The organism is Streptomyces sp. SID486, assembly GCF_009865385.1.
GTDB lineage: Bacteria > Actinomycetota > Actinomycetes > Streptomycetales > Streptomycetaceae > Streptomyces.
Map to the genome: position 1 here is coordinate 1 of NZ_WWJT01000569.1, position 13,693 is coordinate 13,693.

Here is a 13,693-nt window from a genome sequence, read left to right on the forward strand (position 1 = left end):
CCCCGCCTCCCCCGGCGGCCCGCCCGCCGCCCGGCCCCCGACCGAAGGAACCCGCATGCCCCCGCCCGCCATCCGGATCGTCCTCGCCGACGACGAGCGCATGGTCCGCACCGCCCTGCGCGCCATCCTGTCCGCCGAGCCCGGCCTGGAGGTGGCCGGCGAGGCGGCGACCGGCGCCGAGGCCGTCTCCGTCGTGCGGGAGCTGCGGCCCGACGTCGTGCTCATGGACGTCCGCATGCCCGGGACCGACGGCATCCGGGCCACGGAGCTGATCGGCGCGCTGGAGGCCCCGCCGCGCGTCGTCGTCGTGACCACCTTCGAGAACGACTCCTACGTGTACGACGCGCTGCGCGCCGGGGCCGCCGGCTTCCTGCTGAAGCGGGCCGACGCCGACACCCTCGTACAGGCGGTACGGCTGGTCGCGCGCAGCGACACCCTGCTCTTCCCGTCGGCGGTACGGGCCCTCGCGGCCGCGCACGCCCGCCCGGCCGTCGCGCCCCCGCCCTGGGTGGGCAGGCTCACCGGCCGCGAGAGCGACGTGCTGCGGCACATGGCCGCCGGTCTGACCAACGCGGAGATCGCCGGCCGGCTGGACGTCGGCCCGGCCACGGTGAAGACGCACGTGGCGGCCGTCCTCGCGAAGACCGGCACCCGGGACCGCACCCAGGCGGTGATCGCGGCCTACCGGGCCGGCTTCCTGAACGCCGGATGAGAATGCGGGCCGTACGGGAACGCCGGCCTCTTCCCGGTCGTCTTCCGAGCGGGATGAACAAGACGATCAGGCGGGCGTCCGTCTTCGCTCTGCTGCTCGTGCTCGCCCTGCTGGTCAGGGCGACATGGGTGCAGTTCTACGACGGCAAGGCCCTCGCAGAAGACAACCACAACCGGCGGAACTCCATCCAGACGTACTCGGAGCCGCTCGGGAACATCATCGTGGGCGGCCAGGCCGTCACCGGTTCCGCCCGTACGAAGGGCGGTGACCTGGCGTACAAGCGCACGTACAAGAACGGCGAGCTGTACGCGGCGGTGACCGGCTACGCCTCGCAGGCCTATGCGCCCACACAGCTGGAGGGCATCTACACGGACCTGCTCAACGGCACGGACACCCGGCTGAAGACGGTCATGGACACCGTCACGGACCGGCGCGCCGACCCCGGCAACGTGCTCACGACGATCGCCCCGGCCGTGCAGAAGGCGGGGTACCGGGCGCTCGGCGGCAAGAAGGGCGCGGCCGTGGCGATCGACCCGAAGACGGGCAGGATCCTCGCGGTGGTGTCGGCCCCGTCGTACGACCCCTCGTCGCTCACCGACGCGAACGCGGCCGGGTCGGCCTGGAAGGCGCTCAACGCGGACAAGGAGAAGCCGCTGACCAACCGGGCGCTGCGGCAGCCGCTGCCGCCGGGCTCGACGTTCAAGCTGGTCGTGGCGGCGGCCGCGCTGGAGGACGGGCTCTACGAGAACGTGGACGAGCCCACCGACAGCCCGGCTCCCTACATCATGCCGGGCACGGTGCGCGAGCTGCCGAACGAGAGCAAGTCGGCCCCGTGCCGGAACGCCTCGATCCGGGTCGCCCTGCGGTACTCCTGCAACAACGTCTTCGGTCACATGGCCGTCGAGCTGGGGCAGGACAAGGTGAAGGCGATGGCCGAGAAGTTCGGCTTCAACGACCAGAAGCAGGACGTGCCGGTGCGGGCGTACCCGAGCGTCTACCCGTCCGGCATGGACAAGGCGCAGACCGCGCTGTCCGGGATCGGCCAGTTCGACGTCACCGCGACCCCGCTCCAGATGGCCATGGTGTCCGCGGCCATAGCCAACGACGGCAAGCTGGTCTCGCCGCACATGGTGTCGCAGATCACCGACAGCGGCGGTGACGTCCTGGAGGATCTGGACGACGACGCCGGCACCAAGGAGATCGTCAGCTCCACCACCGCCGAGCAGCTCCGGTCGGCGATGGAGACGGTGGTCAAGGACGGCACCGGTACGAACGCGCTGATCGACGGGGTGACCGTCGGCGGCAAGACCGGTACCGCGCAGCACGGCGAGAACAACAGCAAGACGCCGTACGCCTGGTTCACCTCCTACGGCAAGTCCGACAGCAGCGGCAAGGAGGTCGCCGTCGCCGTGATGGTGGAGCAGTCGGACGCGGCGCGCTCGGAGGTCAGCGGCAACGGCCTGGCGGCTCCGGTGGCCAAGGCGATGATGGAAGCCGCTCTGAAGTGACCCCGGGGGCAGGCGGCCGCGTGTGAACGGGCCGCCTGCCGCCTGTCAGGACGGGCTCAGCCGACGAAGTACGTCGGGTTCGGCAGCTTGTACGTGCGGTCGGCGTGGCCGCCGTCCAGGTCCGAGTACTGGTCGCCGAAGTTGGCGATGATCTCGTAGCCGAGGTCACGCTCGATGTGCCCGCGGGTCCCGGCCTTGTACTGCACGGTCGTGCAGTTCCAGGTGCCCGCCGTGGCGCAGTCCTTCAGGTAGGCCGGGGGGTTGGCCTTGTCCTTGAGGAACATGTGGCCGGCGTCGAGGTTCACGTCGGCGCCGACCTTCTTCAGGTTCTCGACCGCGCCGGCGCGCTGGGACTCGCTCAGACCGGAGTTGTAGAAGACCTCGACGCCCTTGGACTCGGCGTACCGCACCAGTTCGGGGCTGCCGAAGACGGCCGGGCGGTCCGCCTTGTTCACGTAGTCGTTCCACGTGGTGGCGTTGTAGGTGTAGTTGTAGCGCTTCTCGTAGTCGAGGCTGAGCAGCAGCGTGTCGTCGATGTCGAAGACGACGGCCGGCCGCTCGCCGCGGTGGTGCGCCTTGCGGGCGGCCTTGTCGATGTAGCGCTCGGCGTCGCGGTCGATGCGCGCCAGGTCCTTGGCGTACGGGCTGTCCGGGGACGCCTGGTACACGCCGGCGCCGTCGGCGGTGGTGCCGTAGTAGGTGTCGATGTCCTTCACCAGGAGACCGATGTTGTACGGCTCGTGGGTGGAGTTCGCCGTCGACTGACCGGCGGTGGCCGCGCCCGCGCCGTACAGCGCCGCACCGGCGACGACACAGGCGGCGCCGGCCGCGACCGCCTTCAGGGACTTCCGCATGAATGCTCCGATTGCTGGATGAGGAGTGATGCTCCAGGTCAGAGATTGTCTACGCGCATAACACCCGGCTCTGCGAGGGCTGTTATCCGATCGATACGCACATCCTGCTGCGGCGCCGGCGGCTCAGCCGGCGTACGGGTCCGGCACCGTGCCCGGCCGGGCGAGGAACGCGAAGTCGCAGCCGGTGTCCGCCTGGGTGATCTGGTCGGCGTAGAGCGCGCCGTAGCCCCGCTCGTACCGCACCGGTGGTGGTGTCCACCGCGCCCTGCGGCGTGCCAGCTCCGCGTCGTCCACGTGGAGCCGGAGGCTGCGCGCCCCGACGTCGAGCGTGATGAGGTCCCCGGTGCGTACGAGGGCGAGCGGGCCGCCGACGTGGGACTCGGGTGCCACGTGCAGCACGCAGGTGCCGTAACTCGTGCCGCTCATCCGGGCGTCGGAGACGCGGACCATGTCCCGCACGCCCTGCCGCAGCAGATGGTCCGGGATCGGCAGCATGCCGTACTCGGGCATGCCGGGGCCGCCCTTGGGCCCGGCGCCGCGCAGCACCAGCACGCTGTCGGCGGTGATGCCCAGTGCCGGGTCGTCGATGGTGCGCTGCATGGTCCGGTAGTCGTCGAAGACGACGGCGGGGCCGGTGTGCCGGAGCAGGCGGGGTTCGGCGGCGATGTGCTTGATGACCGCGCCGTCCGGGCAGAGGTTGCCGCGCAGCACCGCGACCCCGCCCTCGCCCGCGACCGGGTTGTCCCGCGGCCGGATGACGGCGTCGTCGTGCACGCGAGCGCCCTCCAGCTGCTCGCGCAGGGTGTCGTGCGAGACCGTCGGCCGGTCCAGGTGGAGCAGGTCGGGGATCCGGGAGAGAAAGCCGGGCAGGCCGCCCGCGAAGTGGAAGTCCTCCATCAGGTACCGCTGTCCGCCGGGGCGGACGTCGGCGAGGACGGGGACCGTGCGGGCGATGCGGTCGAAGTCGTCCAGGGTGAGCCGCACGCCCGCCCGGCCGGCCATGGCGATCAGATGGATCACGGCGTTGGTGGAGCCGCCGAGACCGAGCACGGTGGTGACGGCGTCCTCGAACGCCTCGCGGGTGAGCACGTCGGACAGCCTCCGGTCCCGGTGGACCAGCCGGACGGCGGTCAGGCCCGCCCGCGCGGCCATCCGGTCGTGCCCGGAGTCCACCGCCGGGATGCTGGACGCGCCCGGCACGGTCACCCCGAGGGCCTCGGCCGCGGCGGTGAGCGTGGACGCCGTGCCCATCGTCATGCAGTGGCCGGGCGAGCGGGCCAGGCCGCTCTCCAGTTCGGACAGCTCGCAGTCGCCGATGAGGCCGGCCCGCTTGTCGTCCCAGTACTTCCACATGTCGGTGCCGGAGCCGAGGACCTCGCCGCGCCAGTGCCCCGGGAGCATGGGGCCGGCGGGCACGAAGACGGTGGGCAGGTCGACCGACGCGGCGCCCATCAGCAGCGCGGGCGTGGACTTGTCGCAGCCGCCCATCAGCACCGCCCCGTCCACCGGGTACGAGCGCAGCAGCTCCTCGGTCTCCATCGCGAGCAGGTTGCGGTACAGCATGGGGGTCGGCTTCTGGAAGGTCTCGCTGAGGGTGGAGACGGGGAACTCCAGCGGGAAACCGCCCGCCTGCCACACCCCGCGCTTGACGGCCTGGGCGCGGTCGCGCAGGTGGACATGGCAGGGGTTGATGTCGGACCAGGTGTTCAGGACGGCGATGACCGGCTTGCCGAGGTGCTCCTCGGGCAGGTAGCCGAGCTGGCGGGTGCGGGCGCGGTGGCTGAACGAGCGCAGACCGTCCGTGCCGTACCACTGGTGGCTGCGGAGCTGTTCCGGCCGCTTCACACGGGCCATCCGGCGACGACGGCGGCGACCTCGGCGCGCTCTTCCTCGGGCAGCGGCCCGCTCGGCGGGCGGACGTCCCGGCGGCACAGGCCGAGCGAGGCGAGGGCCTCCTTGACGACGGTGACGTTGTGCGCGCCGCCGTGCGCGGCGCGCAGTTCCTCGAAGCGGCGGATCCGCTCCCACACCTCCATGGCGGCCGGGTGGTCACCGGAGCGGAGCGCCTCCAGCATGGCCTGGGACAGGGCCGGGGCGACGTTCACGAGCCCGGAGGTGAAGCCGGTGGCGCCCGCGGAGAAGTAGCAGGGCGCGTACGGTTCGGCGAGCCCGGCCACCCACACGAAGCGGTCCAGGCCGGCGTCCCGCGCGAAGGCCGCGAAGCGGACGGCGTCCGGGACGGCGTACTTCACGCCGATGACGTTGGGGCAGTGGTCGGCGAGTTCGGCGAGCCGGGCTCCGGGCAGCCGGGCGTCGCGGATGTACGGCACCACGCCCAGCCGGGGGACCGCCTCGGCGACGGCGCGGTGGTAGTCGACCCAGCCCGCCGCCGAGGCGTACGGGTGCACCGGCTGGTGGACCATGACCATGCCGGCGCCGAGGTCACGGGCGTGCCGGGCGGAGGCGATCGCGGTGGGCAGGTCGTGTCCCACGCCGACCAGGACGGCGGCCCGGTCGCCGGCCTCGGCCACGGCCGACTCGGCGGCCAGCCGGCGTTCTTCGGGGGTGAGGGCGTAGAACTCGCCGGTGTTGCCGTTCGGGGTGAGGGTGCCGATCCCGGCGTCGAGCAGGCGGCGCAGCAGCGCCCGGTGGGCCACGGTGTCGACGGAGCCGTCCGCGGCGAAGGGCGTCACCGGGATGGCCACCACGTCGGCCAGGGCCGCCCGTCGGGACGCGAACATCACCTCGCTCATCGCTCACCTCCCGCCGGGCGGGGCTCTGGGGACCGCGGGGACACGGAAGGCTCCGGGGGCCGCAGGGGCTCTGGGGACCGCGGGGACACGGAAGGCTCCGGGGGCCGCAGGGGCTCTGGGGACCGCGGGGACACGGAAGGCTCCGGGGGCCGCAGGGGCTCGGGGGACCGCGGGGACGTGGAAGGCTCCGGGGGCCGCAGGGGGTCGGGGAACGCACGGCGTACGAAGGACGCGATGTGGGCGTGCAGGGCGTCGGCGGCGCCGTCCGCGTCGCCGTCCGTCGCGAGCCGCAGGATCTCCCGGTGTTCGGCGGCCTCCCGCTCCCAGGAGGGCGCGGCGGCCCAGGCCACGGCGGAGACGAGGGCGGCCTGGTCTCGGACCTCGTCCAGCATCCGGCCGAGCAGCGGGTTGCCGCACGGCAGATACAGGGCGCGGTGGAACTCCCGGTTGGCGAGGGAGCGTTCGGCGGTGTCCGTGGCCTCGTCGGCGCGGGCCAGCGCGGCCCGGGCGGCGTCGAGGGGGGCGCCCCGCCGGACGGCTCTGCGCAGGGCCTCGGGTTCGAGCAGCAGCCGCACGTCGTAGACCTCGTGCGCCATGCCGGCGTCCACCGTGCGGACCGTGACGCCCTTGTACTGGCTCATCACGACCAGACCGGTCCCGGCGAGGGTCTTCAGCGCCTCGCGCACCGGGGTCTTGGAGACCCCGAACTGCGCGGCCAGCTCGGTCTCGACCAGGGCCTGACCGGGGGTCAGGAGGCCGGTGAGGATGCGGTGCCTGATGGCGTCCAGCACGTACTGCGTGCGGGACGGGATCGGCGTGGGCACAGACGTCATGCGGCCCTCTCGGATCTCGTATATCGCGTCTCGTATATGACGTACGAAGTACGACGCGTCGAAGGTAGGAGGGACCGCGGGTTTCGTCAACGCCTCTGACAGGAAAGGCGGAAGCCGCCGGGAGGGGCCGCTCAGAAGGTGCGGGTCTCGCCCTCGACGGCGGCGTACGCGGGCCGGCCCGCGGCATGCGCCGCGCGGGCGGTGGCCGCCTCGCGGGTGAGCGCGGGACCGACATGGGTGACGAGGAGTTCGCGCACCCGTGCCTCCCGGGCGACACGGCCGGCGTCCTCGGGCGTCAGATGTACCTGGCGCAGGTGTTCGCCGTCGCGATGCTCGTCGATGTCCGCCTCGCACAGGAACAGGTCGGCGCCGGAGGCGAGTTCGGTGAGGGCGGCGCAGGGCCCGCTGTCCGCCGAGTAGGCCAGCACGCTGCCCTGGCACTCGGCGCGCAGCCCGTAGGTCTCGGTGTCGTGGGCGACGGCGCGGGCGGTCAGGCGCAGGTTCCAGTGCCGGGCCTCGTGGCCGTCGTACAGGTCCCGGAAGTCGAAGACGCCCTTCAGGAAGTCGACGTCCGGGCGGCCGAAGAAGCCGGCCAGGCGGCGCGCGCAGTCCTGGGGCGCGTAGACGGGGACCGGCGCGGGCGGGGTCATGCCGCCGAAGGCGAACGCGTAGGCGGCGGCGAGCAGGTCGGCACTGTGGTCGGCGTGCAGGTGCGAGATCCAGACGGCGGTGAGGCGGGCGGGGTCGGTGTGCTGCTGCAACGCCGCGAACGTGCCGGGCCCGGCGTCCACCCACACCTCGGCACCGCCTCCGGACACCAGGTATCCCGAGCAGGGCCGGCCGGGGCCCGGGTGCGGCGAGGCGGTACCGAGGACGGTGAGGGTGAGCGGCATAGCAGGGAGCGTACGGCGCACCGCGCCGGGCACCGGCACGTTCGGCCAAGTCCGGCCCCGCCGAGCACGACCCGCGCCCCCGGCTTCCGCGCCCCGGCCGTGCCGGACGCACCCCGGGACCGGGTTCCGCGAACCGGGTTCCGCCCCCGGCCCCGCCGGACGCGGCCCGCGCCGCCAGGTTCCGGGTCCCGGGCAGACCTCCGTGGCTTCTGGCAGACCTACATGAACTAGATCAGACATTCACGGACCCGGTAAGATCTACATGACCCGGTCAGATCTCCATGGACACATGAACCCGGTCAGATCTCCGTGGACACTTGAACCCAGTCAGATCTCCGTGGACATATCAACCCGATCAGACCTCTGGACACATGGACCAGGTCAGATCTCCATGACGGCGTCGCACTCGGGGCAGACCGCGGCGGCGTACTCGGCGGGGTACCACGGCGTCCCGGGGGTGGCGGAGGGTGCCGAGCGGGCCCCCGGGCTGGTGGCGGGTGCCGAGCGGGCCTTCTCCATGGCGAAGGTGTCCCTGCCGCACAGGGTCCGGGGACCGGCGGCGTCGGGCCGCCCCGGGGCGACGGGCGCGGCGTGCACCCGTCGGGGGCGCCGTTGCGCGTCGTCCCCCGGGCGGTCGAGTTCGTACACGACGACGATCCCGCTCATGTGGCCTCCGGCGGTCGCCCGCCCCCGGTGCACGGGACGGTGGGTTCACGGCCGGCACGGCGGCTTCCTCCGTGGCTCTGCCGACATGTCCGCGTCCTTCGCAGCTCCGGGGCCGACCGATGGGTGTGGGGGCCGCGGGTGCGAGGCGCGGGTCGCGGCCCTGTTCCCGGACGACGGTCGTCCGGTCATCCGATCATGCCTGCCCGCCCGCGTCCGCGCTCGTTCGGAGACTCCGGTACGGACGCGTCCCCGCCGCCGGGGCCCCTACGGCCGCCACCCCGGGTCCCGTCCGCTCAGCCCCACCGCCCGGTCGAGCAGCGGGGCGCCCGCCGGGACCGCCACGACCGGACCGAACGGCCCGTCGCCCCGGTCGGGGTCCTCGGCCGCGGCCAGCAGGAAGCCGTGGGCCGCGGTCAGGGCGGCCGGGTCCGGGGTGTAGTCCTGGCCGGTGGCGCGGGCCAGGTCCCAGCCGTGGATCACCAGCTCGTCGGCGACGACCGCACCGGCGACGGCACCCGGCAGGTCCACCCCGCCGGCGCGGGTGTCGCCGGTCCAGGCGGCCGGGTCGCGCCAGGCGGCGGCCAGCTCGTCCAGCGCCGCGGGCAGCCGCTCGCGCCAGCCGGGGTCGAGGTCCCAGGAGGCGGAGTCCGGGCGGGTGTCCGTGGTCGGACCCAGCTCCTTGCGGGCGGCGTCCCGGAACGCCACGGACAGCCCCAGCAGATGGCCCAGCAGGTCGCGCACCGAACAGCCGGGGCAGGGGGTGGCGGCCGTCAGCTGCTCCTCCGTGACGGCGCCGGCGAGCCGGGCCACGACGGCGGTCTGCGGACCGAGGTCGGCGGTGGTCATGACGCACTCCTTCAGCGACGCGTACGTGCCGTACGGAGGACTGACCGCGGGCCGCCCGCAAACTCATCGGCACCACGCCCGCGCACCGACACGAACCAGCGCCCGCCCCCGTCCCCACGCACCGCCTCGGACGCGCCCCACACACCCGCCCCGTTCCCGCACACCGCCACGGACGACCACCCCCACACCCGCCCCACACCCGCCCCACACCCACCGCCACGCGGCTGGGTGTGCTGTACGCCGCCCAGGGCGCCAGCCCGGTGACCGCCGGACCGCTCGCCGGACTGCTCGCCGGACCGGCGCCGCCGCCTGCCGGCTCAGCGGGCGGCAAGGGCCGCGCGTACCGCGGCGAGGTCCCCGTCCGACGCCAGCCCGGCGTGATAGAGCCGCAGTTCGGTCGCGCCGTCGGCACGCGCGCGTGCCGCGTCCGCAGCGAGCGTGGTGGGGCTGCCGCCCATGCCCGTGACGACGGTGAGGTTCGCGGCCAGCACCGTCCCCGCCCGCGCGTGCGCGGCGAAGGGCGCCAGCAGGGCCGTACCGCCCGTGCAGGGCACCACCACGCCGTCGGCCACGGACAGGATGTGGGCGGGGTCGACGCCCACGTTGGCGCCGCAGTGGTGGGAGACCGGGTCGGCGTGCAGCAGGACGCGGAAACCCTCGGGCGCGGCGGCGCGTACGGCGGCGACGGCCTCCTCCTGGAGGGTGCGGGCGGTCTCCTCGCGCCACGCGCGCGTGGCGGCCGCCGTGTCCTCGCCGAGCAGCTTCCCGACCGTGGGCCAGCCCTCGTCACCGGCCGTGCCGCGCCACAGCGGTTCCAGCGCCTCGCGCACGGCCGCCGCCAGCGCGTCGGCGTCCAGGCCCTGTCCGCCGTACCCGGCCCGGCACGAGGGGCAGAAGCACAGGGACATCAGGTACTGCCCGGCGTCGCCGAGGCCCACACCCGCGGTCTTGTCGTGGGCGTGCAGGTGCTGGAGGCCGTACCAGCCGAGGGACTCCAGCTCGGTGCCCCGGGCACCGGGGCGTACCGCGGCCTCGGCGGCCAGGTCGGTCAGGTAGGCGCGGGTGGCGGGCTGGGCGATGCAGGGCGCCCACGGATAGCGGTCGCCGTAGGCGTTGACGACCGAGATGTCGGGGTGTTCGGCGCCCAGCCGGGAGTTGTGGGCGAGCACGACCCAGGTGTGCACCTCCAGGCCGGCCGCGGCGAGGGCCTCGGCGGCCGCGCCGTAGGCGTTGCCGGGGGCCCAGCGGCCGGCGGGGTAGGGCCGCAGGCCGCGGCCCGCCCAGCGGTCGCCCGGCGGGTAGAGGACGGCCGCGTACTCGGCGGTGACGATGCGGTGGCGGGGGTGGCGCGGGGTGAGCGCGCGGGTGGAGTGGTAGGCGGCGGCGAGCGTGACCTGCCCGACGCCCAGTGCGGCGATGCGCGCGGGCGCCCCGGGGTCGCCGTTGACGTCCCAGGGGTAGACGAACGCGGACGCCTTCATGCGTCCTGCTTCCGCCGGGTACTCCCCGGCCGGGCCGTGCCCGCTCACGCGTCCTCCTCCAGCAGGGCGAAGCCCCGCTCGATCAGCTGGGCGAGCTGTTTGACGTGCTCCGGCGCCGGTTCGTGCAGCGGGGGCCGGACCTCGCCGACGTCCAGGCCGCGCAGCCGTACACCGGCCTTGACCAGGGAGACGGCGTAACCGCGGCCCTGGGCGCGCAGTTCGACGAACGGGCGGTAGAAGCCGTCCAGGAGCCGCCGCAGGACCGTCGCGTCGCCCGCGGTCAGGGCCCGGTGGTAGGCGAGGGCGATCTCGGGGGCGAAGCAGAAGACGGCCGAGGAGTACAGGGTGACGCCGAGGGCGTGGTAGGCGAGCTGGGTCTGCTCGGCGGTGGGCAGGCCGTTGAAGTACAGGAAGTCACCGGGGGCTTCGGTGCGGACGGCGCTGACGATCTGCTGCATCAGCCCGAGATCGCCGAGGCCGTCCTTGAGGCCGGTGATCTTGTCGGTGCGGGCGAGTTCCACCACCGTCCGCGGGGTGAAGACGGCGTTGTCGCGCTGGTAGACGATCATCGGCAGGGCGGTGGCCGCCGCGACCTCGCGGTAGTGCCGCAGCAGCCCCTCCTGGCCGGCGTGCACGAGGTACGGCGGCATGGCGAGCAGCCCGTCGGCACCCGCGCCCTCGGCCAGCCGCGCGTAGCGGACGGCGAGCGCGGTGCCGTACCCGGCGCCCGCGACGACCGGGACGCGTCCGCCGGCCGCCTCCACGGCCGCCCGGACGCAGTCCTCGAACTCCTCCGGCAGCAGCGCGTGGAACTCCCCGGTGCCGCAGCAGGCGAAGACGGCGGCGGCACCGGCGGCGACCCCACGGCGCACATGGGTGCGGTAGACGTCCAGGTCGGGCGAGCCGTCGGGGCCGTAGGCCGTGACGGGGAAGAAGAGCGGCCCGTCCGGATCGCGGAGCCGGGCGGTGAGCGGGGCAGGCGTCACGGGCGCTCCCTGTCGGTGCATCTCTGCCAGTGCATGTCTCTGATCAACGTCTATATCCCTGAACGATCTCACGCTACGATCCCGCGCGGGAACGGGTCAAGCGCACGGACGGGCGACCCGGCGGCGGATTCAACCCCGTCGCGGCGCACTTGACGAGGTGGATCACGGCTCCCTAGCGTGTCCATGGATATGAACCCCTCTCACACATGCGGCCGCTGACGTCAAGGAGACCGTAGGATGCCCGCTCCCCGCACCGTCCTGCTCACCGGCGCCGCCGGGGGCCTCGGCACCCTGATGCGCTCCCTGCTGCCGGAGTACGGCTACGCCCTGCGCCTGTTCGACGTCCGCCCGGTCGACGGCGAGCCGGACGCCATCACCGCCGACCTCGGCGACACGGAGGCGCTCGGCGAGGCGGTGCGGGGCGTGGACGCGGTCCTGCACCTCGCGGGCATCTCCCTGGAAGCGCCGTTCGAGAAGATCCTGAAGTCGAACATCGAGGGCACCTACAACCTCTACGAGGCCGCCCGCCGGGAGGGCGTGCCGCGGATCGTCTTCGCCTCGTCCAACCACGCCGTCGGCTTCACACCGGCCCCGCGCGCGGGCGAGCCGCCGATCCCGGTGGACACCCCGCGCCGCCCGGACACCTTCTACGGCCTGTCGAAGTCGTTCGGCGAGGACCTGGCCCAGCTCTACTGGGACAAACACGGCCTGGAGACCGTCTCCGTACGCATCGGCTCCTGCTTCCCGGCGCCCACCAGTGTCCGCATGCTCTCGGTGTGGATGAGCCCGGCCGACGGAGCCCGCCTCTTCCACGCGGCCCTGACCGCCGAGGAGGTCGGCCACACGGTCGTCTACGGCTCCTCCGCCAACACCCGCCTGTGGTGGGACCTGAGCAGCGCGCGGGCGCTCGGCTACGAGCCGCGGGACGACTCCGAGCCGTACGCGCACAAGCTCGTCGCCGAGCACGGCGAACTGGACCCGGACGACCCGGCCCAGAGCCACCTGGGCGGCCACTTCGTGAACGACCCGCCGATCTGGCCGTACTGAGCCGGCCACCGAGCCGGCCGCGGCCCCGGAGCGGCCGCGGCCGGACCCCCGCACGAGCGGGCGGGCACCGAACGGGCCCGCCCGCCGCCGTGTGCGGGCAACCACCGTGCCCGATCCCACTCCGCCCGGGACGGCAGCGCAGGTCGGCGGCGGGCACGGGCCGCCCGGAACGGGCACAAGCGGGCAGGATCGGGCACCTGAGGGGCCTGGTCAGCGCCGCGCACCGACGGTAGAACTTCCCCCATGGGCTCGAACGGGCAGTTCCACGGGGAAGTGGGTGACGACATGAGCACGTGGACCACGGAGGAGCGCCGGCGCGAGATCGTGCGGACCGCGCGCGCCAGCGGCTCGGTCGACGTCACCGTGCTCGCCACCGAACTGGGCGTGGCCAAGGAGACCATCCGCCGCGACCTGCGCGCGCTGGAGGACCACGGCCTGGTCCGCCGCACCCACGGCGGCGCCTACCCGGTGGAGAGCGCCGGCTTCGAGACGACGCTCGCCTTCCGCGCCACCAGTCACGTGCCCGAGAAACGGCGGATCGCCGCCGCGGCGGCCGACCTGCTGGGCGACGCCGAGACGGTCTTCGTCGACGAGGGCTTCACCCCCCAGCTCATCGCCGAGTCCCTGCCGACGGGCCGGCCGCTGACCGTGGTCACCGCGTCCCTGCCGGTCGCCGGCGCCCTGGCGGAGGCGGACCGGATCTCCGTGCTGCTGCTCGGCGGCCGGGTGCGCCCGGGGACGCTGGCCACCGTCGACCACTGGACGACGAAGATGCTGGCCGGCTTCGTGATCGACCTCGCCTACATCGGGGCCAACGGCATCTCCCGGGAGTACGGCCTGACCACCCCCGACCCCGCGGTGAGCGAGGTGAAGGCGCAGGCCGTCCGGGCCGCCCGCCGCACCGTCTTCGCGGGCGTGCACACCAAGTTCGGCGCGGTCAGCTTCTGCCGCTTCGCGGAGGTCGGCGCGCTGGAGACCATCGTGACCAGCACCCTCCTGCCGGCCGCCGAGGCCCATCGCTACTCCCTGCTGGGCCCGCAGGTCATCCGGGTCTGACCGGCCCGGCCCCCCGCGTCCCCCCGCCCTCGGGCGCTCCCCCTACCCCCCGGGCGCG

12 protein-coding genes and 1 pseudogene are annotated in these 13,693 nt (G+C 73.8%); 4 read left to right on the plus strand and 9 right to left on the minus strand.

The window, feature by feature from the left end; translation table 11 throughout:
* Positions 1–55 precede the first annotated feature (55 nt).
* Positions 56–712 carry a response regulator transcription factor gene (locus tag GT045_RS26320; RefSeq protein WP_161293558.1) on the plus strand — a complete coding sequence of 219 codons (657 nt, stop codon included), beginning with the start codon at positions 56–58 and terminating at the stop codon, positions 710–712.
* 53 nt (positions 713–765) lie between these two features.
* Positions 766–2,220 (plus strand): penicillin-binding transpeptidase domain-containing protein, encoded by a 1,455-nt coding sequence (locus GT045_RS26325; protein WP_161335673.1) that lies wholly within the window; start codon positions 766–768, stop codon positions 2,218–2,220.
* Positions 2,221–2,276: 56 nt separating this feature from the next.
* Here GT045_RS26325 and GT045_RS26330 read toward each other — a convergent pair whose 3' ends face one another.
* From GT045_RS26330 to GT045_RS26370, 9 genes and pseudogenes are all read right to left on the minus strand, one after another.
* Complete coding sequence (locus tag GT045_RS26330) at positions 2,277–3,074, minus strand: HAD family acid phosphatase (RefSeq protein WP_161335674.1); 798 nt, start codon at positions 3,072–3,074, stop codon at positions 2,277–2,279.
* A 123-nt stretch (positions 3,075–3,197) separates the two neighbouring features.
* Complete coding sequence (gene araD, locus GT045_RS26335) at positions 3,198–4,928, minus strand: L-arabinonate dehydratase (protein ID WP_161335675.1); 1,731 nt, start codon at positions 4,926–4,928, stop codon at positions 3,198–3,200.
* Positions 4,916–5,827, minus strand: coding sequence for a dihydrodipicolinate synthase family protein (locus GT045_RS26340; protein WP_161335676.1), 912 nt, complete (start codon positions 5,825–5,827; stop codon positions 4,916–4,918). Before GT045_RS26340 ends, araD begins: the two co-directional genes overlap by 13 nt.
* 206 nt (positions 5,828–6,033) lie before the next feature.
* Positions 6,034–6,660 (minus strand): annotated as a pseudogene (locus tag GT045_RS26345) (GntR family transcriptional regulator); the annotation flags it as partial.
* Positions 6,661–6,791: 131 nt separating this feature from the next.
* Entirely contained in the window at positions 6,792–7,553 is a 762-nt protein-coding gene (locus tag GT045_RS26350; protein ID WP_161296160.1) for an MBL fold metallo-hydrolase, read from the minus strand.
* A 381-nt stretch (positions 7,554–7,934) separates the two neighbouring features.
* Positions 7,935–8,219, minus strand: coding sequence for a hypothetical protein (locus tag GT045_RS26355; RefSeq protein WP_161335677.1), 285 nt, complete (start codon positions 8,217–8,219; stop codon positions 7,935–7,937).
* Between the two features lie 264 nt (positions 8,220–8,483).
* Positions 8,484–9,065 (minus strand): TIGR03086 family metal-binding protein, encoded by a 582-nt coding sequence (locus tag GT045_RS26360; protein WP_161296164.1) that lies wholly within the window; start codon positions 9,063–9,065, stop codon positions 8,484–8,486.
* Between the two features lie 317 nt (positions 9,066–9,382).
* Positions 9,383–10,546, minus strand: coding sequence for a hypothetical protein (locus tag GT045_RS26365; protein ID WP_161335680.1), 1,164 nt, complete (start codon positions 10,544–10,546; stop codon positions 9,383–9,385).
* Positions 10,547–10,590: 44 nt separating this feature from the next.
* Positions 10,591–11,532 (minus strand): 5-dehydro-4-deoxyglucarate dehydratase, encoded by a 942-nt coding sequence (locus GT045_RS26370; protein WP_161335678.1) that lies wholly within the window; start codon positions 11,530–11,532, stop codon positions 10,591–10,593.
* 237 nt (positions 11,533–11,769) lie between these two features.
* Between GT045_RS26370 and GT045_RS26375 the strand changes: the two genes are divergently transcribed.
* Both GT045_RS26375 and GT045_RS26380 read left to right on the plus strand, forming a co-directional pair.
* A complete protein-coding gene (locus GT045_RS26375) occupies positions 11,770–12,579 on the plus strand; it encodes an NAD(P)-dependent oxidoreductase (protein ID WP_161335679.1) in 810 nt (269 codons plus the stop codon).
* Between the two features lie 285 nt (positions 12,580–12,864).
* On the plus strand, positions 12,865–13,635 hold the full coding sequence (locus GT045_RS26380) for a DeoR/GlpR family DNA-binding transcription regulator (protein ID WP_161335681.1): 771 nt from the start codon (positions 12,865–12,867) through the stop codon (positions 13,633–13,635).
* The last annotated feature ends 58 nt before the right edge of the window (positions 13,636–13,693 follow it).